General features: G+C 68.9%; 23 protein-coding genes. 14 read left to right on the top strand and 9 right to left on the bottom strand.

Going from position 1 to position 25,213, the window contains the following annotated elements:
• The 5 genes from glpK to OHB24_RS34455 all read right to left on the bottom strand — a co-directional run bounded on the left by glpK (position 1) and on the right by OHB24_RS34455 (position 6,586).
• Positions 1-1,518 carry a glycerol kinase GlpK gene (glpK, locus tag OHB24_RS34475; protein WP_327635076.1) on the bottom strand — a complete coding sequence of 506 codons (1,518 nt, stop codon included), beginning with the start codon at positions 1,516-1,518 and terminating at the stop codon, positions 1-3.
• Positions 1,518-2,270, bottom strand: coding sequence for an IclR family transcriptional regulator (locus tag OHB24_RS34470; RefSeq protein WP_327635075.1), 753 nt, complete (start codon positions 2,268-2,270; stop codon positions 1,518-1,520). The genes glpK and OHB24_RS34470 overlap by 1 nt, the downstream gene beginning before the upstream one ends.
• 92 nt (positions 2,271-2,362) lie before the next feature.
• Positions 2,363-4,885 carry an ABC transporter permease gene (locus OHB24_RS34465; RefSeq protein ID WP_327635074.1) on the bottom strand — a complete coding sequence of 841 codons (2,523 nt, stop codon included), beginning with the start codon at positions 4,883-4,885 and terminating at the stop codon, positions 2,363-2,365.
• Positions 4,885-5,649 (bottom strand): ABC transporter ATP-binding protein, encoded by a 765-nt coding sequence (locus OHB24_RS34460; RefSeq protein ID WP_327635073.1) that lies wholly within the window; start codon positions 5,647-5,649, stop codon positions 4,885-4,887. The genes OHB24_RS34465 and OHB24_RS34460 overlap by 1 nt, the downstream gene beginning before the upstream one ends.
• 49 nt (positions 5,650-5,698) lie before the next feature.
• Entirely contained in the window at positions 5,699-6,586 is an 888-nt protein-coding gene (locus OHB24_RS34455) for a RecB family exonuclease (RefSeq protein WP_327635072.1), read from the bottom strand.
• A 140-nt stretch (positions 6,587-6,726) separates the two neighbouring features.
• On the opposite strand from OHB24_RS34455, the gene OHB24_RS34450 reads away from it, so the two are divergent.
• The 11 genes from OHB24_RS34450 (at position 6,727) to OHB24_RS34400 (ending at position 19,793) form a co-directional block, all read left to right on the top strand.
• Positions 6,727-7,575 carry an intradiol ring-cleavage dioxygenase gene (locus tag OHB24_RS34450; RefSeq protein ID WP_327635071.1) on the top strand — a complete coding sequence of 283 codons (849 nt, stop codon included), beginning with the start codon at positions 6,727-6,729 and terminating at the stop codon, positions 7,573-7,575.
• 35 nt (positions 7,576-7,610) lie between these two features.
• The gene (locus OHB24_RS34445; protein WP_327635070.1) at positions 7,611-8,765 is read left to right on the top strand and encodes a M50 family metallopeptidase; all 1,155 of its coding nucleotides are present in this window, start codon (positions 7,611-7,613) and stop codon (positions 8,763-8,765) included.
• Positions 8,766-8,816: 51 nt separating this feature from the next.
• Positions 8,817-9,767, top strand: a complete 951-nt coding sequence (locus OHB24_RS34440; protein ID WP_327635069.1) for a tRNA (adenine-N1)-methyltransferase — start codon at positions 8,817-8,819, stop codon at positions 9,765-9,767.
• 100 nt (positions 9,768-9,867) lie between these two features.
• Entirely contained in the window at positions 9,868-11,613 is a 1,746-nt protein-coding gene (gene arc, locus OHB24_RS34435; protein WP_327635068.1) for a proteasome ATPase, read from the top strand.
• A 114-nt stretch (positions 11,614-11,727) separates the two neighbouring features.
• A complete protein-coding gene (locus tag OHB24_RS34430) occupies positions 11,728-12,891 on the top strand; it encodes a hypothetical protein (RefSeq protein ID WP_327635067.1) in 1,164 nt (387 codons plus the stop codon).
• A complete protein-coding gene (locus OHB24_RS34425) occupies positions 12,888-14,714 on the top strand; it encodes an AAA family ATPase (protein ID WP_327635066.1) in 1,827 nt (608 codons plus the stop codon). The genes OHB24_RS34430 and OHB24_RS34425 overlap by 4 nt, the downstream gene beginning before the upstream one ends.
• Entirely contained in the window at positions 14,690-15,346 is a 657-nt protein-coding gene (locus OHB24_RS34420) for a 4Fe-4S single cluster domain-containing protein (protein WP_327635065.1), read from the top strand. The genes OHB24_RS34425 and OHB24_RS34420 overlap by 25 nt, the downstream gene beginning before the upstream one ends.
• Positions 15,334-15,915, top strand: a complete 582-nt coding sequence (locus tag OHB24_RS34415; protein WP_327635064.1) for an FHA domain-containing protein — start codon at positions 15,334-15,336, stop codon at positions 15,913-15,915. The genes OHB24_RS34420 and OHB24_RS34415 overlap by 13 nt, the downstream gene beginning before the upstream one ends.
• Positions 15,912-16,679, top strand: coding sequence for a PP2C family protein-serine/threonine phosphatase (locus OHB24_RS34410; RefSeq protein ID WP_327635063.1), 768 nt, complete (start codon positions 15,912-15,914; stop codon positions 16,677-16,679). The genes OHB24_RS34415 and OHB24_RS34410 overlap by 4 nt, the downstream gene beginning before the upstream one ends.
• Positions 16,680-16,757: 78 nt before the next feature.
• Entirely contained in the window at positions 16,758-19,373 is a 2,616-nt protein-coding gene (locus OHB24_RS34405) for a serine/threonine-protein kinase (RefSeq protein WP_327635062.1), read from the top strand.
• Positions 19,374-19,454: 81 nt separating this feature from the next.
• Positions 19,455-19,793, top strand: coding sequence for a hypothetical protein (locus OHB24_RS34400; protein WP_327635061.1), 339 nt, complete (start codon positions 19,455-19,457; stop codon positions 19,791-19,793).
• Positions 19,794-19,799: 6 nt separating this feature from the next.
• On the opposite strand, the gene OHB24_RS34395 is transcribed toward OHB24_RS34400, so the two are convergent.
• The 4 genes from OHB24_RS34395 to OHB24_RS34380 all read right to left on the bottom strand — a co-directional run bounded on the left by OHB24_RS34395 (position 19,800) and on the right by OHB24_RS34380 (position 22,485).
• Entirely contained in the window at positions 19,800-20,585 is a 786-nt protein-coding gene (locus tag OHB24_RS34395) for a hypothetical protein (RefSeq protein ID WP_327635060.1), read from the bottom strand.
• Positions 20,582-21,190, bottom strand: coding sequence for an RNA polymerase sigma factor (locus OHB24_RS34390; RefSeq protein ID WP_327635059.1), 609 nt, complete (start codon positions 21,188-21,190; stop codon positions 20,582-20,584). Before OHB24_RS34390 ends, OHB24_RS34395 begins: the two co-directional genes overlap by 4 nt.
• 72 nt (positions 21,191-21,262) lie before the next feature.
• Entirely contained in the window at positions 21,263-22,003 is a 741-nt protein-coding gene (locus OHB24_RS34385) for a phosphotransferase (protein ID WP_327635058.1), read from the bottom strand.
• Positions 22,000-22,485 carry an NUDIX hydrolase gene (locus OHB24_RS34380; RefSeq protein ID WP_327641139.1) on the bottom strand — a complete coding sequence of 162 codons (486 nt, stop codon included), beginning with the start codon at positions 22,483-22,485 and terminating at the stop codon, positions 22,000-22,002. The genes OHB24_RS34385 and OHB24_RS34380 overlap by 4 nt, the downstream gene beginning before the upstream one ends.
• An 82-nt stretch (positions 22,486-22,567) precedes the next feature.
• Between OHB24_RS34380 and dop the strand changes: the two genes are divergently transcribed.
• From dop to prcB, 3 genes are read left to right on the top strand one after another with little or no spacing between them, the layout of a single operon-like run.
• A complete protein-coding gene (gene dop, locus OHB24_RS34375) occupies positions 22,568-24,088 on the top strand; it encodes a depupylase/deamidase Dop (RefSeq protein WP_327635057.1) in 1,521 nt (506 codons plus the stop codon).
• A 55-nt stretch (positions 24,089-24,143) separates the two neighbouring features.
• Positions 24,144-24,353 (top strand): ubiquitin-like protein Pup, encoded by a 210-nt coding sequence (locus tag OHB24_RS34370; protein ID WP_130448384.1) that lies wholly within the window; start codon positions 24,144-24,146, stop codon positions 24,351-24,353.
• An 8-nt stretch (positions 24,354-24,361) separates the two neighbouring features.
• On the top strand, positions 24,362-25,204 hold the full coding sequence (prcB, locus tag OHB24_RS34365) for a proteasome subunit beta (protein ID WP_327635056.1): 843 nt from the start codon (positions 24,362-24,364) through the stop codon (positions 25,202-25,204).
• The last annotated feature ends 9 nt before the right edge of the window (positions 25,205-25,213 follow it).

Genomic DNA, 25,213 nt, shown 5'->3' with positions numbered 1-25,213 from the left:
TTACGGCTCCTGGTCCTCGGGGCGGATCCAGTTGAAGGTGCGTTGGACGGCGGCTTGCCAGTTTGCATACTCGGTGGCGCGGCGGGTCGGATCCATGTGCGGCATCCACTGGCCGGCGCGGTGCCAGTTGCTGCGCAGGCCCTCGAGGTCGGGCCAGTACCCGACCGCCAGGCCGGCGGCGTACGCCGCTCCGAGCGAGACCGTCTCGGTCACCATCGGACGGACCACGGGGACATCGAGCAGGTCGGCGAGGAACTGCATCAGCAGGTTGTTCGCCGTCATCCCGCCGTCCACCTTCAACGCGGTCAGCGCGATCCCGGAGTCGGCGTTCATCGCGTCGACCACCTCGAGCGTCTGGAACCCGGTCGCCTCGAGGACGGCGCGGGCCAGGTGCCCCTTGGTGATGTAGCCGGTCAGCCCGGCGATCACGCCGCGCGCCTCGCTGCGCCAGTGCGGCGCGAACAGTCCGGAGAACGCGGGCACGATGTACGCGCCGCCGTTGTCCTCGACCGTCCGCGCCAGCGTCTCGATCTCGGCCGCGGTGTGGATCATCCCGAGCCCGTCGCGGAACCACTGCACGAGTGACCCGGTGACCGCCATCGATCCTTCGAGCGCGTACGACGCCGGATGGTCGCCGATCTGGTACGCGACCGTTGTGAGCATCCCGTGCTTGGACCGGACGATCTCCTGCCCGGTGTGCAGCAACAGGAACGACCCCGTGCCGTACGTGCACTTCGCCTCGCCCGCGCTGAAGCACGTCTGCCCGAACAGCGCCGCCTGCTGGTCGCCGAGCGCCGCACCGATCCGGACCCCGGGGAGTACTTCGGTCGCGGTCGCGAAGACCCCGGACGACGGCCGGATCTCGGGCAGGATCGCCCGCGGTACGTCGAACGCCTCGAGCAGCCTGTCGTCCCATTCGAGCGTCTCGATGTTCATCAGCATCGTCCGGCTCGCGTTCGTCACGTCGGTGGCATGGAGTCCGCCGCTCGCACCGCCGGTGAAGTTCCAGATCAGCCAGCTCTCCATCGTGCCGAACAGGATCTCGCCGCGCTCGGCGCGTTGCCGCAGTCCGGGGGTGTGGTCGAGCATCCACCGGATCCGCGGTGCCGAGAAGTACGTCGTCAGCGGGAGACCGCACAACTCCGCGAACCGGTCCGGTCCCTCGCTGCCGGCCAGTTCGGTGACCAACCGATCCGTCCGGGTGTCCTGCCAGGTCACCGCGCGCCCGATCGGCCGGCCGGTGACGCGATCCCAGAGCAGGCTGGTCTCGCGCTGGTTCGCGATGCCGATGGCAACGATCTGGGACGGCATGGCGCCGATCTGCTTGATCGCGGCCGGTACCACGCGGGTGACGTTGTTCCAGATCTCCCCGGCGTCGTGCTCGACCCAGCCCGGCCGGGGGTACAACTGGTGGTGCTCCCGTTGCGCCACTGACACCAACCGCCCGCGTCGGTCGAACAAGATGCAGCGTGTCGAGTTCGTCCCCTGATCCACCGCCGCCACATACTGCTCAGCCATCAGGTGTCCTCCCGGAGGTCGCGGGCGATGGCTTCTGCGGTGGCGCGGACCATGGTGACCAGGTCCGGCCGGTGTCGCAGGCGGCTGTCACAGATGCGTTCGATCCGTCCGGCGAGTCCGACGGCGCCGACGACCAGTCCGCCGAGTCCCCGGATCGGGGCCGCGATGCTCCCCAGCTCGACCGTGTGCTCCTCGAGTTCGGTCGCCCACCCACGGGCCCGGACCGTCGCGAGCTCCTCGCTCAGCTGGACCGGATCGGTGATCGTCCGCGTCGTGTACGCCTCCAGGCTCCGCGGCCGGGCGCTGGTGTCGTACGCCAGGACGGCCTTGCCGAGCGCGGTCGCGTGCGGAGGCAGCGTCGTACCGACGTCCAGGTCCTGGTCGCTGTCGTCGGGCCGGAAGACATGGTGCACGACCTCGACCTTGCCCTCGACGAGGCGGCCGACACGGACCACCTCGCCGCTGCGCGACGCGAGCGAGTCGGCCCAGTTGATCGCGCGGCTGCGCAGCTCGTTCGGGTCGAGGTAGCTCTCGCCGAGCCGGCCGAACGCGTCGCTCAGGTGGTAGTGCGCGCCACTGTGGTCCTGTTCGACGAACCCGACCTGGTGCAGCGTCCGAAGGATGCCGTGCACGGTCGTCTTCGCCAGGCCGAGCGCGTTGCCGAGATCGGCGACCCCCAACCCGTCAGGCGCGGCGGCGAGCAGTCGCAGCACCGCCGCGGCCCGTTCGATCGACTGCACGGTCCCCGGCACACCGGCAGGCTACCTGTGAATCACTGGTCTGGCTCCACCTCACGCGTCACGCCGAGCCATCACCTCACGATCGCCGACCGATCACCGACTGATCACTCCGAAGCGATCGCTTGCAGTACGTCGAGTCGGGCTGCGCGGCGTGACGGCCAGACCGCGGCCAGTACGCCGAACACGATCGCGAGCACGACCGCGATCACCAACTGCAGCACCGGGATGTCGCGGACCGCGAGGCCGTCGTCCACCATCGCCGACTGCACCGCGACGGCGAAGGCGACGCCGATCGCCAGGCCGAGAAACGCGCCGAGCAAGGTGATCGCGATCGACTCGACCCGGAGCATCCGGCTGAGCTGCGGCCGGTCCATCCCGATCGCGCGCAGCAGGCCGATCTCCCGGGTCCGCTCGACGACGCCGAGCGCGAGCGTGTTCACGATGCCGAGCAGCGCGATCAGGATCGCCATCGCGAGCAGGAAGCCGACCGCGACGAGTACGCCGTTCACGGGCTCCCGGGCGACCGCGGCGTACGCCTCCTGATCGCGGACCTCGATCGTCGGGTAGTCCTTGCGGAGCTGGTCGAGGATCCCGGTCCGGACCTCCGCCACCTGATTGCCCTTGGCAACTTCGACGTACAGCAGGTTGTCGCTCGGCGACCCGCCGATCGTCGCGTACGTCGGGAGCGACACGACGATCGCGTTCAGCTGCCGGTTCGGGGCGAGGACGCCGCCGACGGTCAGGCGATGGGTGCCGTTCGTGGTCTTCAGGTCGAACGGCTTCCCGACGGTGAGCTTGAGGGTCTTGGCGAGGTTGCGGGGGACGATCGCCTGGCCGGCGGCGAGCGCCGCGGCCGAGCCGGCGTCGAACGTTGTCGTGACGGGGCCGGCCAGCGTGCCGTCGCTGACTCCGGTGACCTGGACGTTCGTCCTGCCGACCTCACCGGACTGCTGCCGGACCCGCTGCACTGCCTGGACGCCGGGGACCTTCGCGGTCCGCTCGCCGACCTCGGTGCTGAAACTCGGGGTGCCGTCGTTCGTGATCAGGATCTCGGCGGTGCCGAGCGCGTCGACCAGGCTCTTGTCGATCGACGCCTTCACCGAGGCGCCGATGACCAGCAGGCCGCTGATCAGCCCCACGGAGATCATCAGCGCGGAAGCGGTGGCCGACGTCCGGCGTGGGTTCCGCTCGGCGTTGCGGCGGCCGAGGGTGACCGGCGCCTTGCGGCCGAACGGGTACATCAGCGCGCGGACGACGTACCGGCTGATGATCGGGTTGAGCATCACGATCGCGAGGACGGCGGTGCCAGTGCCGAGCGTGATCAGGACGGTGCCGGGGAGTCCGCCGGCGCCCACGCCGATGCCGAAGAAGAGGACGGCCATGAGCAGCATGAAGGCGCCGATCAGCACCCGGACGAGCAGCGAGCGTTCCGGGACGTGGACGTCGTCGCGCATCGCTGCGACAGGTGGGAGCTTCCCGGCCCGGCGGGCGGCGGGGGCCGCGGCGGCGACCGTCACGCCGATACCGATGAGGTAGCAGACGATGATCGTGGTGGGTGTGACCTGCAGCGACGCGGTCGGGATGCGCAGGTCGAGCAGCTCGTAGCCGAACCGGATCCCGGAGGCCACGCCGATGCCCACCAGCAGGCCGAGCGTCGCTCCGACGAAGCCGATGATCACGCTCTCGGCGAGCACCGTGCCGGTGATCTGGCCGCGGGACGCGCCGATCGCGCGGAGCATCGCGAGCTCCCGGGACCGTTGCGCGACGACCATCGCGAACGTGTTGACGATCAGGAACCCGCCGACGAAGAGCGCGAGGGCGGCGAACAGGAGCAGCACGGTGCCGAAGCCGCCGAAGGTGTTGTCCAGGTCGTGTTCGCCGTCGGTGGTGACCTGCTTCGCGGTCCGGACCTTGACCGAGTCGCCCATGGTGTCCGCGATCGCCTTGCTGACCACGTTCGGGTCGGAACCCGGCTCGAGCGAGACGGTGATCGACGTCCAGCCGGGCTTGCCGAGCAGCAGGAGCTGAGCGGTCGCGCCGTCGAAGCTGACCAGCGGCGCACCGGCGGCCGCACCGGCTTGCGCGGGGGTCGTGGTCGCGGTGAGCGTCGCGGTGACGGCGCGGGTCGGCGTGACGATCCGGACCTGGTCGCCGACGTGGTAGCCCGCGCGGCTCGCGGTCGACTCGTCGAGCGCCAACTGGCCGCCGCCCCAGGGCGCCGTACCGTCGACGAGCTTGAACGGCGCCGCAGCGGGGTCCCGCGGCCAGGCGGCGCCGAAGGACGTCAGACCGTAGTTCTCCAGCACCTTCCCGTCGGGGCCGAGGATCTGCACGTTGCTGACCATGAGCTGCGGGATCGCGGCGGCCACTCCGAGTACGGCGGCGATGCGGTCGACGAGGTCGATCTGGAAGGTGGCGGGGCGGTCCGTGCCGGTCTCGATCGGGGACGCCGGCGTGACGGTGACGTCCGCCGTACTGACGGCGAAGTTCTTCTTCAGCGCCGTGGACAGGCTGTCGGTGAAGACCATCGCGCCGCCGGCGAACGCGACGCCGAGGGTGACGGCGAGCGTGCACAGCACGAAGCGGAGCCGGTGCGCGAGCACCGAACGGAGGCCGAGCTTGAACATCAGCCGGCCAGCTCGCCCGCGGTCTCGTGCCGGGCCTCCAGTTGCTTCATCGCGTCGAGGACGGACTCCGCGGTGGGATCGACCAGCTCGGACTGCAGCTGCCCGTCGGCCAGGAACAGGACGCGGTCGGCGTACGACGCGGCCGTCGGGTCGTGGGTGACCATCACGACCGTCTGGTTGAACTCCCGGACCGAGCGATGCAGGAAGTCGAGGACGTCCCCGGACGATCGCGAGTCGAGGTTGCCGGTCGGCTCGTCGGCGAACACCACGTCCGGGCGGGAGACCAGCGCGCGGGCACAGGCGACACGCTGCTGCTGGCCGCCGGACAGCTCGGACGGCTTGTGGCGGAGACGGTCCATCAGGCCGATCGTGTCGACGACCGTGGTCAGCCAATCCTGGTCGGGTTTACGGCCGGCCAGGTCGAGGGGGAGTGTGATGTTCTCCAGCGCGGACAGCGTCGGGACCAGGTTGAACGCCTGGAACACGAAGCCGATCCGGTCGCGGCGCAGATGCGTGAGCTGCTTCTCGGGCAGCGTGGTCAGGTCGACGTCACCGAGGAAGACCTTGCCCTCGGACGGCTTGTCCAGCCCCGCCAGACAGTGCAGCAGCGTCGACTTGCCGGAGCCCGACGGCCCCATGATCGCGGTGAACCGGCCTTTTCCGAAGTCCGCGCTCACGCCGGCCAGCGCATCCACCTGGGTGAGGCCACCGCCGTACCGCTTCCAGACGCCGGTCGCTCGCACCGCCACATCGCCCACACTCATGCGACGAACCGTATCCACCCAGGGTTCCTCTGCCGGGGCGAGGGCACGACTAACCGTCGACTGTGATCAGGTCTATGCCTGCCGACTCGGCGGCGACTTCCTCCACCGAGCGGGTCGGGAGCGGTGGGGGCGTGCCGCCCCAGGCCGGGCAGATGGCCTTGTGGTCGCACCATTCGCAGAGCGGGCCTTTGCTGGGGCGCCAGTCGCCGGAATCGAGAGCTCGGGTGATTGCGACCCACAGTGCCGAGACCTTGCGTTCGCAGGCGCGCAGGTCGGCCTCGTCGGGGACGTAGCGGACGATCTCCCCGTTGCCGAGATAGACCAGTTGCAGCATCGCCGGCACCACGCCGCGCAGCTTCCACAGCACCAGCGCGTAGAACTTCATCTGGAACAGCGCCTTCGCCTCGAAGAACTCCGACGGCGAGCGACCGGTCTTGTAGTCGACGACCCGGATCTCGCCGGTCGGCGCCACGTCGAGGCGGTCGACGTACCCCCGCAGGACCAGACCGGAGTCCAGCGCGGTCTCGACGTACAGCTCCCGCTCGGCGGGCTCCAGCGCGTTCGGGTCTTCGAGTGCGAAGTACTTGCCGAGCAACTGGTGCGCCTCGGCCAGCCACTTCGCGAGCTCCTCGCCGTCCGCGTCCTCCGCGAACAGCTCCGCGACCTCCGGCTCCTCCTCCAGCAGTCGCTGCCACTGCGGCTCGAGCATCTGCGCAGCCTGCTCCAGCGTCCGCTCGCCGCGCGGCAGGTCGAACAGCCGCTCCAGCACCGCGTGCACCACGGTCCCGCGCACCGCGGCCGCCGACGGCTTCTCCGGCAGGCGGTCGACCACCCGGAACCGGTACTTCAGCGGGCAGCTCATGAAGTCCGCGGCCCGGGACGGCGACAACGCCCCGCGCGGATGCACGTGCGGATCGACAGCAGCTGCAGCGCTCATGCACCAAACCCTAGGCACAACCACCGACAGTTCGCCCGCCCCCACCCCGAGCCTGTGGAAAACCGCTTCACAGCGCGACTCACAGCAAACTCCCAGCAGACTCACGGCCGGTCGGCGGGCCGCGTTGTCATGCTCGATGCATGACGCCACCGACGCAGCCTCCTCCGAACCACGACCGCGGTCTCGAGTACGACCTCGCGACTCTGCACCGGCGCCGCTTCCTCGGCCTGTTCACGGCCGCCGGTCTCGCCGCCGTCGCCGGCTGCACGACGGACGACGGTACGACGACGAGCACGCCGAGCAGCACGTCGACGAGTGCTACGCCGTCGACCAGCTCGAGCGCGACCACCGATGCCGCTATAGAGGTCGACGAGATCCCGCAGGAGACCGGCGGACCGTACCCGGGCGACGGCTCCAACGGGCCCAACGTCCTCACCCAGTCAGGCATCGTCCGCAGCGACATCACCAAGTCGTTCGGCTCCGCGTCCGGCGTCGCCACCGGCGTACCGCTGACCGTCGAGCTGATCGTCGTCGACGCCGACCAGGACAAGGCCCTCGAAGGCGCCGCCGTCTACCTCTGGCACTGCGACGCCGAGGGCCGGTACTCGCTGTACTCCGACGGCGTGACGAACGAGAACTACCTCCGCGGCGTCCAGGCAGCGGACGGCTCCGGCAAGGTCACCTTCACGACGATCTTCCCGGCCGCGTACATGGGGCGCTGGCCGCACATCCACTTCGAGGTCTACGCCAGCACCGCTGAGGCCACCAAGGCCGGCCAGATCACTCGTACGTCGCAACTCGCTCTCCCGAAGGACGTCTGCAGCACGGTCTACGCCACGGACGGGTACGACGGCAGCGCGCGGAACCTCAGCCAGACGTCGCTGGAAGACGACAACGTGTTCGGCGACGACGACGGCGTACACCAGCTCGCGACCGTCACCGGAGACGTCTCCAGCGGGTACGTCGCCACGCTGACGGTGGGTGTGTAGCAGCGAGTTAACACCGGCCAAGTAGCGTTGGGGTGATGCCAGACTCGCGTGACCCTCAGAACCCCGCCCAGCCGGCCGGCCCGACCCCGCCCGGAACGTGGGTGCTGGGGCGCGTCCGCGGCATCCGGCTGACCATGCGGTTCACCTGGCTGCCGGTGGCGATGCTGCTCGCGATCGGCTTCGCGGCGATCATCGGGCAGCAGTTCCCCGAGCTCGGCGGCTGGCGGTACGTCGCCGCGTTCGCCTTCGTGGTCGCGTTCACGGTGTCGATCCTGATCCACGAGCTCGCGCACGCGCTGATGGCGATGAAGTTCGGCATCGGCGTCTCCGAGATCAACCTCGGTTTCTTCGCGGCCGGCACGCATATCGAGGGGGAGCGGAAGTCCCCGCTCGAGGAGTTCGCGGTCTCGGTCGTCGGACCGATCGCGTCCCTGATCGTCGGCGGACTCGCGTACCTAGGGTCCCGCGCCTTCGACGAGGGCGTCGGGTACGTCGCCCTCTGGGAGCTCGGCGTCGCGAACCTGATCGTCGGCGTCACGAACCTGCTGCCCGGCCTGCCGCTCGACGGCGGCTGGGTGCTGCGGGCGATCGTCTGGAAGTTCACCGGCAACATGCACACCGGCACGATCGCGGCCGCGTGGGCCGGGCGGATCCTCGCGATGGCGGTGCTGGCGCTCCCGGTCCTGCTGGAGGAGATCTGGGGCCGGCAACCCTCGATGATCGACTTCCTGATCGCCCTGCTCGTCGGCTTCTTCCTCTGGTCCGGCTCGACCGCGTCCCTGATGCAGGCCCGGCTGCGGCGCAAGCTGCCCGCCATCCAGGTCCGGACGATGGCCCGCCGCGCCATCGCCGTACATTCCGGTACGCCGCTTGCCGAGGCCGTCCGGCTGGCCGGGGAGGCGCACGCGGGAGCGGTCGTGGTGATCGACGGCGAGGGCAAGCCGCACGCCCTGGTGTCCGAGACCGCGGTCGCCGCGGTCGCACCGAACCAGCGTCCGTGGACCACGGTCAGCGAGGTCTCCACCCGGATCGGTGCGGGCCACATCATCGGCGTCAACGACACCGGCGAGGAGATCCTCGCCACACTCCGTGAGCACCCCGCCTCGGAGTACCTGGTCCTGGACGCCGACGGCGGCGTCTACGGCGTCCTCGCGACCACCGACATAGAACGCGCTTTCAGAGGCCGTTGAACAGCCGCTGATTCTTCGGTTCCGGTGACCGAAAGTTAAGGTGAGCGCCTTATGGCTGACTTGCGCGACTTTCCCGACCAGGCGTTCTCCGGGGTCCATCACGGACCGCTGCAGGAGGGCGAGTGGATCACCCTGCAGGACTCCAAGGGCCGCCGGCACTCGGTCAAGCTGGAGCGCGGGAAGACCTTCCACACCACCAAGGGCGGGATCGACCACGACCAGCTGATCGACGGCCCGGACGCGGTCACGATCCGGTCCAAGGGCAACGTCGAGTACCTCGCGCTGCGGCCGCTGATGGCCGACTACTCGGTCTCGATGCCGCGCGGCGCCGCCGTGATCTACCCGAAGGACACCGCGCAGATCGTCACGATGGCCGACATCTTCCCGGGCGCGAAGGTGGTCGAGGCCGGCGCCGGTTCCGGTGCGCTGACGACCGCGCTGCTGCGGGCGGTCGGGATCCACGGACAGGTGATCTCGTTCGAGCGCCGCGAGGACTTCGCCGAGGTCGCGCGGAAGAACGTGACCGGCTTCTTCGGCGGCGAGCACCCGGCCTGGCGGCTCGAGGTGGGCGACCTGGTCGAGAAGCTGAACGAGCAGGACGTCGACCGCGTCATCCTCGACATGCTCGCGCCGTGGGAGTGCGTTGACGTGGTCTCTGAGGCACTTTCACCCGGGGGTGTGTTCTGTGCCTACGTGGCCACCACAACGCAGCTGAGCCGTGTTGTGGAGACGCTGAGGGCACACGGCGAATTCACCGAGCCGCGCGCGTGGGAGTCTCTCGTGCGAGACTGGCATGTAGAGGGTCTCGCCGTCCGTCCGGGCCACCGGATGCAAGGACACACGGCCTTCCTGGTCACTGCCCGGAGGATGGCGCACGGGGTGCAGGCACCCCGGAAGAAGCGCCGTCCGGCACCGGGCGCGTACGGCGACGACTACGCCGGTCCCCGCCGCGCGGAGCCGTCGTCCGAAGTATCCTCGGAAACTTCCGGCGACATGCCGTAGGCAACGGACTCCATCCGCAACCGACACGTGATGGGATTCAGCTTGCCCGGCGAGGTTTTCTGGGTAAGGTCCATAGGGTCGAGCCCCACATGGTGAGGTGATGATCGTGGCTGGAGACGAGAGTCCTACCGCGGCAGAACTGCGTAACCAGGTCCGGTACCTGGAGGCCGAAGTCGCGGCGTTGCGACGTCGGCTGCTCGAGCACCCGGCGGACAGCCGGTCGCTCGAGAGCAGACTGTCCGAAACCCAGGCCTCCTTGGCGAGTGTCACCGCTCAGAACGAGCGGCTGGCGGACACGCTGCGGGAGGCGCGAGAGAAGATCATCGCCCTGAAGGAGGAAGTCGACCGGCTGGCGCAACCGCCGTCCGGATTCGGCACCTTCCTCGGACGGAACGAAGACGACACGCTCGACGTGTTCACCGGCGGCCGGAAACTCCGGGTCGCGGCGAGCCCGTCGGTCGACCTGGACGCGCTCAAGCTCGGCCAGGAACTGATGCTCAACGAAGCACTCAACGTCGTCGAGGCCTGCGACTTCGAGGTCGTCGGCGATGTCGTGATGCTGAAGGAGCTGCTCGCCGACGGCGAGCGGGCGCTGGTGATCGCGCAGGCCGACGAGGAGCGCGTGGTGCGACTGGCGTCGCCGCTGCTCGACATCGCGCTGCGCACCGGCGACTCGCTGCTGCTGGAGCCCCGCTCCGGCTATGTCTACGAGAAGATCCCGAAGTCCGAGGTCGAGGAGCTGGTGCTCGAAGAGGTCCCGGACATCGACTACACCCAGATCGGCGGTCTGGCCGGCCAGATCGAGGCGATCCGGGACGCGGTCGAGTTGCCGTACCTGCACAAGGACCTGTTCCTCGAGCACGAGCTGAAGCCGCCGAAGGGCGTGCTGCTCTACGGCCCACCCGGCTGCGGCAAGACGCTGATCGCGAAAGCGGTGGCGAACTCGCTGGCCAAGAAGGTCGCGGAGCGTACCGGGGTGGCCGAGCAGAAGTCGTTCTTCCTGAACATCAAGGGCCCCGAGCTGCTGAACAAGTACGTCGGCGAGACCGAGCGGCACATCCGCCTGGTCTTCCAGCGGGCCCGGGAGAAGGCTTCCGAGGGCATGCCGGTGATCGTGTTCTTCGACGAGATGGACTCGCTGTTCCGCACCCGCGGATCCGGTGTGTCGTCCGACGTGGAGAACACCATCGTCCCGCAGTTGCTGAGCGAGATCGACGGTGTCGAGGGGCTGGAGAACGTCCTCGTCATCGGTGCCTCCAACCGCGAGGACATGATCGACCCGGCGATCCTGCGGCCCGGCCGGCTGGACGTGAAGATCAAGATCGAGCGCCCCGACGCGGAGGCGGCGCGGGACATCTTCTCGAAGTACCTGACCCCCAACCTGCCGCTGCACGACGACGATCTGGGCGAGTTCGGCGGCGACCGGCGGGGCTGTGTGGACGGGATGATCCAGCGCACGGTCGAGCGGATGTACACCGAGGCCGACGAGAACCGCTTCCTCGAGGTCACCTACGCCAACGGTGACAAGGAGGTCCTGTACTTCAAGGACTTCAACTCGGGCGCGATGATCCAGAACATCGTCGACCGGGCGAAGAAGATGGCGATCAAGGCGTTCCTGGACGAGAAGCAGAAGGGTCTGCGGGTGCAGCACCTGCTGCAGGCCTGCGTGGACGAGTTCAAGGAGAACGAGGACCTGCCGAACACCACCAACCCGGACGACTGGGCCCGGATCTCCGGCAAGAAGGGCGAGCGGATCGTCTACATCCGGACGCTCATCTCCGGCAAGCAGGGCACCGAACCAGGTCGCTCCATCGACACCGCGACCAACACGGGTCAGTACCTGTAGAAGCTCGAAGTACCCAAGAACCGCCCTGGTCCTGTCGGACCGGGGCGGTTCTGCTGTCTCCGGTCCGGCCTGTCCGTCAGATCACGGTATGGGTGGGTCCTGGAGGGGTACGGCATGAGTGGGTCAACTGGGTTCCGCTACCAGGTGGTCAGCGCCGCCGAGCAGCGGCGTCGGGCGGCGGACGCGGTACGGGCGAGGGTTCAAGCCCGTCGGTCGACGGTGCTGATGTTGCGGGCGTCAGTGGAGCCGGCAGCCGCCAAGCAGGTCCGGGAGACGCGGGCCAAGTCGCTCGACCGGGCCGATATGTCCCGGCTGGTCCAGATCGAGAGCGAGCTTGCCGTCGAGGAGCAGGCGCTTCTGCAGGCCCACGCCCAGAGCCGGGTCGATCGGGCCCGGGACATGGTCTCTGTCGAGCTGCAGGCTCTCCAGGTCGCGCTGCCGAGCCTCCGGTTCCGGCTGAGCAGCGAGGAAGCGGCGAGTCGGCGGAGTACCGGTCAGCCGAAGGAAGCGGATCCGGTCGACGTGCTGGCCGGTCGCGTCGAGGCGGTTCTCGGGATCGCTCTCGGGTTGGACGAGTCGATCCAGGCCGATCTGCAGAAGCTCGCGCAGGTAGTCACCGATCGCGACGCCGGCTACGCGAAGGCCCAGAGCTTCCTGACCGAGTTGGAGACCAGAATCACCGGTGCGATCAGGCGACAGCGGGCAAAGGAACGCCAGGAACGGCAAGCTCAGGAGCTGCGGTACGAGTACGCGGTTCTGCTCGACTCCGACTCGGATCCCGGTCGACGTGCGCGAGCGATCGTGGACGGGCTGCGCGTCGACGACGACCTGGCGAAGGTTGCCGCCGCGCTCAAGGTTCTCGATCAGCACCGGACCCGCGAGGCCGATCGCCGGTTCACCCTCGACCAGGCCGGCGCCGTGCTGCGGGAGATGGGGTACTCCGTCGACCTCGACCCGTCGGACTCCGGGGGAGCAACCGTGGCGATGGCCTCCACCCCGGACTGGCCGCATCACGGTCTCAAGTTGGTGTTCCCCGAGGAGGCGCCCGACGTACACACCATCCCGGTCGCCTTCGACGACACCGATGGGCGCGACGACCTGGGCTTCGATCGGTCTTCGTGTGACCAGGTGGACAAGCTGATGGACCGCTTGGGTGATCGCGGAATTCCGACGGACATGACGTACCGCAATGAACCCGGGAAGCTCGCACCGCAGCGGCAGCTCCGTCGAACGGCGATCCAGAAGCAGGCCAAGCAGAAGCAGAAGCGGCTCCCGTGAGTGCGCGCGGGCTGCAGGAGCACCCCCTGTGGCTGCAGGAGATCGACGCGGGCCTGACCGTGACACCGGCGTACGTACTCCACGGCAATCTGCGGGACAGGTACCTGGTGCCCCGTGAAGGCGGTGGCTGGCAACCACTCGACCTCCACCAGGCCTTGTGGGACACGCTCCGCCGTAGCGGCTACTCCGCGGTCATCCGGCACACCCCGGTCGGCCTGCGGGTGCTGCCGAACGAACAGGCAGCCCACCAACTGGTGACCCGGGTCACCGGCTTGTCCGGCGATCTCGCCGACCGACCGGTCGGTCCGGATCAGCTGACCGCCTTACTGCGTTCCGTCACATCCTGCCGGGACGCGCGCCTGGCCCTCACGATCGACTACGTCTCCCAGTGGCGGCCAGCCGGTACGCCGCCGTCCGAAGCGGAGCATGCGTTCATGCAGGCTGCTCTGACAGTCATCCACGACGCCCGACCGGTCGTAGCGGGCAGCGAGCGGACATCCGGTCTGTACAACCCGTTCCTGTGGCTGGTCGACCGCCCTGCCGATCTGCCGCCCTGGCTGGCCGGCGGGTCCGAGGGGATCCGCCAGATCCCGGTGCCGCAGCCGGAGCTCAGCATGCGCCTCCGACTGGCCCGTGGACTGGTCGCCTCGATGCCCGGCGGTACGAACCTGCCCGCATCGACCCTGGACACAGCCGCCACCCGTTTCGCGGAACGGTCGGATGGGATGTCGCTGCACGCCATGATTGCCACAACCCAGCTCGCGCTGGACCAGAACCTCGGCCCCGAGCGGATCGACGACGCGGTCCGTGCGTACCGGACCGGCATGACGGACAACCCGTGGGCACAGCCGGAGCTCCGGGACCGGATCCGGACCGGCGAGGCCGTCCTCTCGTCGAAGGTGAAGGGTCAACGGCGCGCGGTTCGGCATGCGCTGGACATCCTGATCCGTTCGAACACGGGGATGACCGGCGCGGAGCGCGGCGGCGATTCGGCCGGCCCTCGCGGCATCCTGTTCTTCGCCGGCCCGACCGGCGTCGGCAAGACCGAGCTCGCCAAGCGCATCACCGAGCTGATCTTCGGTGACGAGAACGCGTACATCCGGTTCGACATGTCGGAGTTCTCGGCGGAGCACTCCGAGGCGCGGCTGATCGGATCGCCGCCCGGCTACGAGGGACATGGCGAAGGCGGAGAGCTGACCAACGCGGTCCGGCAGCGGCCGTTCTGTGTGGTGCTGTTCGACGAGGTCGAGAAGGCGGACAAACGGATCCTGGACAAGTTCCTGCAGATCCTGTCCGACGGACGGCTGACCGACGGCAGCGGCGACACGGTCCACTTCGGCGAGGCGATCATCGTCTTCACCTCGAATCTGGGCGTGCCGGCCGTGCAGCCCGGGCAGCCGGTTCCGGTCGGCGACGAGCTCGTGACGGTGATCAAGCAGGCGATCGAGCACGAGTTCACGCATGAGATCAGGCGGCCTGAGCTGCTCGGCCGGATCGGCGAGGACAACATCGTCGTGTTCGACTACATCGATCCGGTGACGGCGGAGGTGCTGGCCGAAGGATTCATCGCCAATGTGCTCGAGCGGGCGGCGACCCAGAACGGTCTCGAGCTGACGCTGGCCGACGAGGTACGGCGCGACGTGATCCGGCTCGCCGTCGCCGACCTGTCCAAGGGGGGACGGGGTGTCGGCCGGACGGTCGAATCGGTGCTGGTGAACCCACTGGGTCGCGCCCTCTTCGACCTCTCGCCGGAAACCACCAGCGTCACGGTGAAAGAGCTGGTCCGGGAGGAGGGCGGATGGCTCACGGCGAAGCTGGTCTGACGCTCCGCGTCGCCCGGATCCTTGCGCCGGTCACCGCCCTCGGCCCGGGTCGACGGGTCGTGTTGTGGGTCCAGGGTTGTGCGATCGGCTGTATCGGCTGCGCGTCGGTCGACACCTGGGATCCGAACGGCGGCCGCGACCTGACGGTCGACGAGGTCGCGGCGACTTTGGCCGAGCAGATCCGTTCCGGAGAGCTGGACGGTCTGACGATCACCGGCGGTGAGCCGACGAGTCAGCCGGACGCTGTCGCCACCGTGGTTGGACAGGTCCGGAAGCTCGTCGGACCGGTCGACGTCCTGGTTTTCAGCGGGCGCCCGTACGCCGCCGCGAGGCGATCCGCACCGCGACTGGTGTCGATGGCGGACTGCGTGGTTGCCGGGCCGTTTCGGCAGGACCTGCCGGCGGCCGGCCGGTTAGTGGCGTCGAGCAACCAGACGGTCCACTACCGGTCGGCGGCCGTACGCGACCGATACGAGAGATGGACCGCGGTGAGCAGCCCAGGACTCGAGGTGACCGTCGACCAGGGAGCGGTCTTCCTGGTCGGCATCCCGCAACGCGGCGAGCTCGACGAGTTCGCCGGCCGGCTGCACGAACGCGGTGTCGATCTGGGCGAGGTGTCATGGCGACCGTGACCTGTTCTGTCTGCAAGACGCCCGGGATCGACGACAGCCTGCTGCTCTGTCCCAGCTGCCAGGTCTTCCTGGCCGGAGTGGCAGAGGAGGCGCCGGTTGCGATCGAGACGATTCACGAGGCGCCGGTGGAGTCGCCCAGCGAACAAACGGGCGCGTGCCCGCGGTGCGGCGAGCACTGTCCAGATGATGCGACGACCTGCCATCGGTGCGGCGCTCCGGTCGCGTCGCAAGGCTCGCGGGCAGACATCTCTTCGGTTCGCCTGCACCTGCCGAACGGGGGAACGGTCGGCATCAAGCCTGGGGATGTCGTCGTGATCGGCCGTGACAGCCCTGATGCACGTATCGCGGACGGCCTCGAGAGGTTCCACGGTGTTTCGCGCGAGCACGCGCGTCTCGCGGTGCGCACGTCGGAGGTGACACTCGTCGACCTGAGATCGACCAACGGGACAAAGGTCGACGGGCGTGCGGCGAGCGACGTACCGCTGTCGTTGGCGCCAGGGCAGCACGAGATCCGGCTCGGCAAGGCCGCGGTACTGACTGTGGACGTACTCGGGAAGGGGCAGGCATGACGAGGCTGTACGTCGCCGCGCGGACGCATACCGGCCGGGTTCGCGAGGAGAACCAGGACTGCGTGCTCGTGGACGCCTGGGTGTCCGCCCGCGACGCGATGCTGGCCCGGTCCGTCGAACTGAGACCAGGACAGACGCCGTACGTCGTGGCGGTGTGTGACGGGCTCGGCGGACACGCAGGGGGAGCCGTCGCATCGCGGCTGGCTGCCGCCACTTTGGGTGCTACGGACTGGCCCGGGATCGATGAGAAGGTCGTCACCGAGCGGGTGGTCGAGGCAGCACGGGCGATCCAGCAGGTGTCGGACGACGTACACGGTCTTCGTGGGCTGGGGTCGACTGTGGCCGGGATCGCGCTGACCGCGACCCAGCTCAGTGTGTTCAACGTCGGCGACAGTTCGGTGTTCCGGGTCATGGACGGGTCGCTGGGCGAGCTGACCAGGCCTGATCGCCGACCTGATCCGCATCGGGCCGGGGCGACGGTCCTGACGCAGAGCCTGTCGGTGTTCACCGCCGTACCGGATCCGTCGGTGGCGACGCTCGCGATCGCCCGGCCGATGCGTCTGGTCGCCTGTAGCGACGGACTGACCGATGTCGTCGGCACTGACGACCTGCGGTCACTGCTGGCCGGCGAGGTAGGCGCGCCCGACGGTGCGCGGGAGGCAGTCCAGCGACTGATCGAGCGAGCTCTCCGACAGGGTGCCCCGGACAACGTCTCGGTGATCGTGATCGACCTCGTCCCGGACGAGGCGCGTGTACCCGAATGATCGTCCGGCCGGAGCCGAGCGGCCGGCACGCGTCGACGGTCCACAGAGTTCGAATCTTCCGAACGGCGGGGTGAGGGAATGAGCGACAGGCCTTCGACAAGGCACGAGTCCGCGGACGACGCGCGGCCCGCGACCCGGCATGAGTCGACGGACGACACACGACCTGCGACGAGGCATGAGTCCGCGGACGACGCGCGGCCGCTGACGCGCCACGAGCAGTCTGGGCCCGGCGCGCCGCTGACCACGCACGAGGGGGCCGACGAGCCCGCGCGGCCGCGCTCGCGTCGGCGCCTGCTCGCGCCGCCGGCGGTCGAGGAGAAGTTCGAGTACGTCAAGGAGTTGTCGTCCGGCGGTGCCCAGGCGGACGTCGTCCTGTTCACGGACCGGAGCAACGGTCGCGAAGTTGCGATCAAGATCTATCGGCCCGAGGCTTCCAAGGCCCTCGACCGTGACGCGATCGAGCCGCTGACCCGCGCGGACAAGGAGCACGTGCTGGAGTTCGAGCTCCAGTCGGACGAGGAGCAGATCTGGGAGGTCCAGGAGTACCTGGTCGGCGGGAGCCTGGAGGATCTCGTCGTACGCCGTGGTCGTGGCGCGCAACCGCCGGACTTCGTCAAGGACGTCCTGAAGGAAGTCGGGCAGGCCCTCGACCACGTCCACTCGCTGGGGATCACTCATCGCGACCTCAAGCCGCAGAACATCCTGATCAGGTCCGAGCGGCCGCTCGACTGCGTGCTCGCCGACTTCGGCCTGGCGCGGATCGGAGTGCTGTCGAACGCGGTCGTCTCGAAGGCCGGTACGTACCCGTATACCTCTCCCGAGGGCAGCACCGGCCACGGCAACAAGGCGAACGACTGGTGGGGGCTCGGCGTCATCGTCCATGAGCTGCTCACCGGCCGGCACCTCTTGTCGGCCGGTAAGGACGGCGCGTTCCACAGCGAGACCCGCGTCCTGGACATTCACCGGACGGAGTCGTGGGACTACGACGACGTCACGGATCCGCGGTGGAAGCTGCTGCTGGACGGCTTGCTGTCGCCACAGGAAGGGCGGTGGGCCTGGCAGGACGTCCAGCAGTGGCTGGCCGGGAAGTCGCCGAAGATCAGGGCGGTCTGGCCGCGACGGGTGTCGTCGTCGGCGCCGACGAGCAAGCGCAGGCCGAAGGCGGCGTACCACTTCGCCGGCGCGGATCTGAACGAGCCGGCTGACCTGGCCCGGGCGATCCGGAAGAACTTCGTCACCGCGCGGGACCATCTTGCGGGCGTTCGAGCGCGGGATCTGCAGGTCTGGTTGCACGACACGTCGCTCGGCGACGGCGCGGACGACGTCCTGAAGGCGGTGCTCGACGGGCACACCTCGCCCGGCCGGGCGGCGGTGGAGCTCCAGTTGCTGATCGAGCCGGACAAGGAAGCCTGGTTCCGTGACAAGCCGCTGTCCACCGCCGGACTCGAAGGCGTCATCAAGGCGGCCAAGTCCGGCGATGCCGCGGCGATCGACTGGGTACAGGAACTCCGGAACTCATCGGTGCTGTCGGTCGTCGGACGGCATACCGGAACGCGTGAGCTGTCCCGGGCCGACGACCTGCTCGCCTCATGGTGGCGCCGGATCGGCGATGGTCTGCTGAGCACCGGCTTCTGGGCCCAGCCGGTGTTCCGCGAGTATGTCGCGAACGCCACGCCGGCGCTCGAGGGAATCCTCCTGGAAGCTGCCCTCAGCGACGACGCCCGCCGACGGATCTGGGACCGCGCCCGTCAGCTCAGCCGGAAGATTCCGCGGGGCGCGCAGCCCCTCACCCAGCAAACGACCCAGCTCGCGGCCGCGATCAATCTCGACGCCGTCCCGGAGGCGGCCCTCATCTCGCTCGTCTATCCAGCCTGGTTCGACCGTCTGTCCGAGGACGCGCAGGCACAGTCCCGGCAGGCGGCCGCGGCGAAAGATGCCGAGCGGCGGGCCGCGCGCGAACAGAACAACCGGCAAGCGGCGTTCCGAGGCACTCAGCGCAGGCGGGCGGATGTCAGAGCGATCTGGTACGGCGTGATCGCCTGCGTCACGGTCCTCCTCCCGTGGCTCCTGGGGCGCTACGTCCTTCGCGGACAGTGGCCTCGACTCGAATCATCAGGTGTGTTCGACGGCGACGCCCGTGGCTCAGGCGACTACTTCATGACCGATTGGGGGACCGGGTGTCTCGCGATCGCGGTACTCGTGGCGGGATTCATATTCTTTCGCCCGTGGCGGGGGCGGGTTCGGATGCTGGTCGTCGCGGCGCTCGGCCTCGGCGCGGCGTACTACTGGGGTGTCCCGCTCGACCAGCAGGAGTGGAACTTCCGGGAGGCGGTGACGACGGTGCGGCTGCGGAGTACGCCGTACCCGTTCGACACGAAGTACTACACGTGCGGTTCGGCAATGGTGTCGTTCGACAGCAGCGTTGTCGACAAGAGCAAGCCGGACGTCGTGTACTCGCTGCACACTGCCCGGGTGAAGGGCAGCACGTCGCCCCTGTGCAACCTGATCGATTTCTACGAGGGATGGCGCCGCGTGAAGTCGTTCAAGCTCCGCGCCGGGCAGTATGTCGAGAGCAGCACGTTCTCGAGCCCGGTCAGCGTCAACACGACTGTGCCGTCCAAGACGGTCTTCACGCTGCAACTGACCAATGGCAAGAAGCTGACCTACAAGCTCTCGTCCCTGCGAGCCGGCTGACTACACGGTAGGCCTAACACCCGGTGTGATCGGGGGGTTTCCCTGATTGGTACGGCGGTTTTGCGGGCCTACGGTGCTGGTATGGCGACGGATGAGGTGCGGAAGGATCTGCGGGCTGCTGTTGCGGCGCGGCAGGAGCTGGGACCGGAGTACGAGGCTGAGATCATCGACGGCTTCCTGGAGAAGCTCGACGCACGGGACCGGCACCGCGATGCCGGGCTGCTGCCCGAGCCCGCGCCGCGGCGGCACCCGAGTCGCGAGAACGACCCGGGTGGGCTCGCGTTGGCGATCGTGTCGATCGTCGCGGCGATCCCGATCACCGCGATCGCGGCCGGCATGATCGGCCCGTTCGGCGTCGTCATCTGCTGGGCGGGCCTCGTCGCGATCAACTTCGCCCGTACGATGGCCCGCCGCCGCTGACGCGCGTTACTTCGGCTCGATCCGGAGCAGCCGGCCCTGGGCGTCGTACGCCCGCACCTCCTGGCGCACGATGTTGCCATTGACGGCCACATTCACCCGGTTGTCCGCGTAGGCGTAGCCACTGTCGACGTAGCCTCGTTGCCAGGAACTCGCGTGGCCGTTCCAGACCAGGCGCGACTCGATCCGGGCGATCTCCGGACGGGCTCGGTAGAGTCTCCACATCCGGTACGCCGGCTCCGGCGCCGATACCGAGGAATCGGCGGAGACGAGGCCGGCGAGGCCCTCCTTCTGCGTCGGCAGCGTGCCCCACTGCGCCGACGACTTCCTCTCCCACATGCTGGCTCCGGAGGGTGCGAGGCAGATGGCGCGGCCGGAGGCTCCGGACCCCTTGAGGATCATCAGGACATCGGTGTTCCTGGGATTCGCGGCCGGCACCCGCCGCGCCCAGACAACTGTCATCGGCCGGTCGAGCTTCAGGTGCCCGCCCCGCTCGCACGACTTCGCGAAGGCGGCGGTCGCCTCGGCGTCGGTCACGGCTTCGAGACCGCTCCGGGTCGGCGTTGCCGCCGTCGCTGGGCCGGCGACCGCGGGGCCGTCGGACGGACGGTTGCTGACGATGAGCGTGCCGGCCACAACGGCCGCCACGGCCGCGACACTGACCGCCGGAGCGATCCAGCGCCGGGCGGGGTGGTGGCCGGTCGGGCGCGACTTGTCCATAACCCGGCTGCGAAGCTCCGCGCGCCGCGCCGGGTCCAGCGGAGGAACGCGCGGCGGTTCGAGTTCGGTGTTCATGAGAGCTCCTCGTTGAGGGCGACCCGGGTGAGCAGGTCGGGGAAACGGCGACGGGTGCGGTGCAGCCGGGCCTTGACGGTCCCGATCGGTACGCCGAGGGCTTCCGCCGCCTCGGAGGTGGTCAGTCCGGACCAGACGACGAGCTCGAGCGTCTCGCGTTCGTGCCGGGGTAGCTTCGCGACGGCGCGACGGATCGCCGACATCCGGAGCTCGTCGTCCAGGCGGCGGGCGACGTCCGGCGCATGGTCGTCATCGGGTGCGGGACCTGGCAGGCGATCGACGAGGTTGCGGAAGCGGTTCGCCGTCCGGGCCAGCGTCCGGCACTCGTTGCCGGCCACGACGAGCAGCCAGCCGCGAGCGCTCGCTCCGGTCAACGGCCCCGGTGGATTGCGATCGAACCGCCGCCAGGTGCTCAGGAACGTCGCCTGGACCACGTCGTCGGCGGTGCTCCAGGAGGCGGTCCGCCGGAACGCGAACGCCCGTACGTCGTCGGCGTACCGGTCGAAAAGCTCGCCGAGGGCGAAATGGTCCCCGGCGCGCAACCGCTCCCACAGCTCCTGGTCCGAGCCCGGACCGCTCGCTGATCCGGCGCCTGCGGATCCCATCGACGGCTCCGTATCGTCAGTCAGGGTGATCTTCACATCAGCTAGTGACCGGCCGCCTGCCAGGTGGTTGCATCACAGCGCGGCGGCGATCTCCGCCAGTCCGGTCGCGACGTCGTCGGGCAGGTCGAGGAGCAGGCCGCGGTGGACGCCGTACCAGGGGGAGAGGCGGGCCCAGTCGTGGGCACGCTCGACCAGGTCAGGAGTGGGTTGGTAGACCTCTCGTACGCCGGCGGCCACGGACTCCGGTGCGCCGTTCAGGGGCCAGCAGAGGTCGAGGGCGGGGTCGCCGATGACGGCGTCGGTCCAGTCGATGATTCCGGTGATCTGTCCGTCGGTCATCAGGATGTGGTCCGGACCGAGGTCGCAATGAACCAAGGCGGTTCGGACGTTCGCGACGCGGTCAAGCAGCTCGGTCGCCGTGGTCCGGACCTGTGCCGGGAGCAACGGCACGATCTGGTCGCGGCACTCCTCCAGAAAGGTGGTCTTCTCGGCTGTAGCGGTCGCTGCGTCCAATGCGCCGTACGCCACGGCCTCTGCGGTGTCGACCGCGTGCAACGCCTTCAGGAAGGCACCCAGCGCCCGGCCGGTCTCGATGCCGCCGTCCGTGAACGGTTCGCCGGGCAGCAGCAGATGGCGTACGCCGTCCGTTGTCAGCTCAGGTACCGGGACCGGCAGGGGGAGCTGTGGCGCGAGCCAGGGGAGGAGTGTCGCCTCGGCGAGCAGCCGCGGGCGCACCTCCGGACGACGCGGGGCCCGGTGGATCCACGGCCCGTCGATCCAGGCGTGGCTGTCCCACCCCTCGAGGATCGTCATACCAAGCTCCGCACGTACGGGCCGAGCAGCGCCAGTCCGTCCGGCATGAACGACCACTCGTCGAACTTGGCCACGAGCTCGGCCGGCGACATCCACGCGCCCCACGCGACCTCTTCCGGCTGGTGCCGCACCGGACCGTCCCAGACACACGTGTACAGGTATGCGTGGTACCGCGTGTTCTCGTCGGCGTAGTCGCCCTCCGGCAACCGCGTCAGCTCCACGCCGGCGATCCCGAGCTCCTCGTCCAGCTCCCGTACGACGGCATGGAACGGGTCCTCACCGGCCGCGACGACCCCACCGGCAGCGAAGTCGTACCGGCTCGGGTACACGTCCTTGGCCGGCGTCCGCCGATGCACGTAGATGTCGCCGTCCGGATTCAGAACAACGACACCAGTCGCGGAGTGACGCAGGTTGTCGCGACGCATCACCGATCGGGGTGCGGCCCCGATGACATGGTTGTCCTCGTCCAGAATCGCCACCATCTCGTCCACCCGCGAAGTTTCACACGTAACCCTGTGGACACAGCAAGCCCTTTAGTCGTCGGTACCGCGTAGGCTCGGCTGCATGAGTGTTCGGCGGATCATGGGTACCGAGACCGAGTTCGGGATCTCGGTGCCGGGCCAGCCCGGGGCCAACCCGATGCTGACCTCGAGCCAGGTGGTGAACGGGTACGCGCAGACGCAGCCGCTCGCGCGCAAGACCCGGTGGGACTTCGACGAGGAGCACCCGCTGCGGGACGCGCGAGGATTCGACCTCAGCCGGGAGGTGGCGGACTCCAGCCAGCTCACCGACGAGGAGACCGGTCTGGCGAACGTGATCCTCACCAACGGCGCCCGGCTGTACGTCGACCACGCCCACCCGGAGTACTCCGCGCCCGAGACCACGAACCCGCGGGACGCGGTGGTGTGGGACAAGGCCGGCGAACTGGTGATCATGGAGGGCGCGCGGCAGGCCCGCCTGATTCCCGGGGCGCCGCAGCTGAACCTCTACAAGAACAACACCGACAACAAGGGCGCGTCGTACGGTTCGCACGAGAACTACCTGATGCGCCGGTCGACGCCGTTCGCGTCGATCGTGCGGCACCTGACGCCGTTCTTCGTGAGCCGTCAGGTGGTCACCGGCGCCGGCCGGGTCGGTCTCGGCCAGGACGGTGCGGCGCACGGTTTCCAGATCAGCCAGCGGGCCGACTACTTCGAGGTCGAGGTCGGCCTGGAGACGACGCTGAAGCGGCCGATCATCAACACCCGCGACGAGCCGCACGCGAACCCGGACCGCTACCGCCGGCTGCACGTGATCATCGGCGACGCGAACCTGTCCGAGATCTCGACGTACCTGAAGGTCGGGACGACCTCGCTGGTGCTGGCGATGATCGAGGACGGCTGGCTCACCGACGACCTCGGCGTCGACCGCCCGGTGACCGCACTGCACGAGGTCAGCCACGACCCGTCCTGCACGCACCTGCTGACGCTCAAGGACGGCCGCAAGATCACCGCCGTCCAGCTGCAGACGGAGTACCTGGAGCAGGCCCGCAAGTACGTCGAGGACAAGTACGGCGACGACGCGGACCGGCAGACCAAGGACGTGCTGCACCGCTGGGAGCAGGTGCTCGACCAGCTCGCCATCGACCCGATGAAGCTGTCCGACCAGCTCGACTGGGTCGCGAAGTACAAACTGCTCCAGTCGTACCGCGACCGCGACGGTCTGGAGTGGGACGACTCGAAGCTGCACCTGGTCGACCTGCAGTACGCCGACCTGCGCCCGGACAAGGGCCTGTATTACAAGTTGGTGAAATCCGGCCGGATGCAGCGGATCGTCACCGACGCGGAGATCCGGATGGCCGTCGCGCACCCGCCGACCGACACCCGGGCGTACTTCCGCGGCCGCTGCATGCAGCAGTACGCGCCGCAGGTCGCGGCCGCCTCCTGGGACTCGGTGATCTTCGATCTGCCCGGCAAGGAGTCGCTCCAGCGGATCCCGACCCTGGACCCGCTGCGAGGCACGAAAGCGCATGTCGGGGCACTTCTTGACCAATGCGACACCGCAAGTGACCTGGTTCGCACCATTACTGGGGGCGCCGCCGGGTAGGGTCGCTAGTGAGGGCCGGTTGGGCGGCCCTCCCAGCGGTTCTAGGAGGTGTGCCATGGCGAAGGACGGCGGTCAGCAGCACAAGCAGCCGAAGCGTTCGTCGACCGAGGAAGAGGTCGAGCAGGTCGAGGCGTCGGAGGACGTCCAGGAGCGCAAAGAGCGGCTCGACGAGGACGTCGACTCGATCCTGGACGAGATCGACGAGGTCCTCGAGGAGAACGCCGAGGAGTTCGTCCGCGGATTCGTGCAAAAGGGTGGGGAGTGAACCGCTCGATGACATCTGATGCCTCCGGCCGGCTGCCGGAAGCCTTCCTGACCCCAGGCGGCTCGTCGTTCATGGACTTCCTGGCCGGGCACGCGCCCGACCTGTTGCCCGGACGACGGTCCCTGGGGCAGGGTGACCTGTCCAGCGAAGTCCCGCACGGTACGACGATCGTGGCCGCCACCTTCCCCGGTGGCGTGATCATGGCCGGCGACCGGCGGGCCACGATGGGCAACATCATCGCCCAGCGTGACATCGAGAAGGTGTTCCCCGCCGACGAGTACTCGGCGGTCGCGTTCGCCGGCTCGGCCGGCTTCGGGATCGAGATGGTCCGGTTGTTCCAGGTCGAGCTGGAGCACTACGAGAAGCTCGAGGGCGCCACCCTCAGCCTCGACGGCAAGGCCAACCGGCTCAGCGCGCTGATCCGCGGCAACCTGCCGATGGCGATGCAGGGCCTCACCGTGGTGCCGCTGTTCGCGGGCTACGACCCGGACATCAAGGGCGGCCGGATCTTCTCCTACGACCCGACCGGCGGTCGGTACGAGGAGACGCACTTCTACAGCGTCGGTTCGGGCTCGCTGTTCGCCCGCGGCGCGCTGAAGAAGCTCTACCGCGAGGACCTGTCCGAGACCGACTGCGCGACGGTGGCGATCCAGTCGCTGATCGACGCGGCCGACGACGACTCGGCGACCGGCGGCCCGGACATGCTGCGCCGGATCTTCCCGGTGATCGGCGTGGTCACCGTGGACGGTTACCGGCGGCTGCCGGAGGACGAGGTGGCGGCGCTCGTCGACGCGGCCTGGGCCCAGCGGCACGAACGTCCCGACGGCCCGTCCGCGGCGTCCCTCACCTGACCACCTGCC

This window comes from Kribbella sp. NBC_00482, assembly GCF_036013725.1.
GTDB lineage: Bacteria > Actinomycetota > Actinomycetes > Propionibacteriales > Kribbellaceae > Kribbella.
Note: the sequence above shows the minus strand (reverse complement) of the source record. Positions and strands in the feature narration are given on the sequence as shown.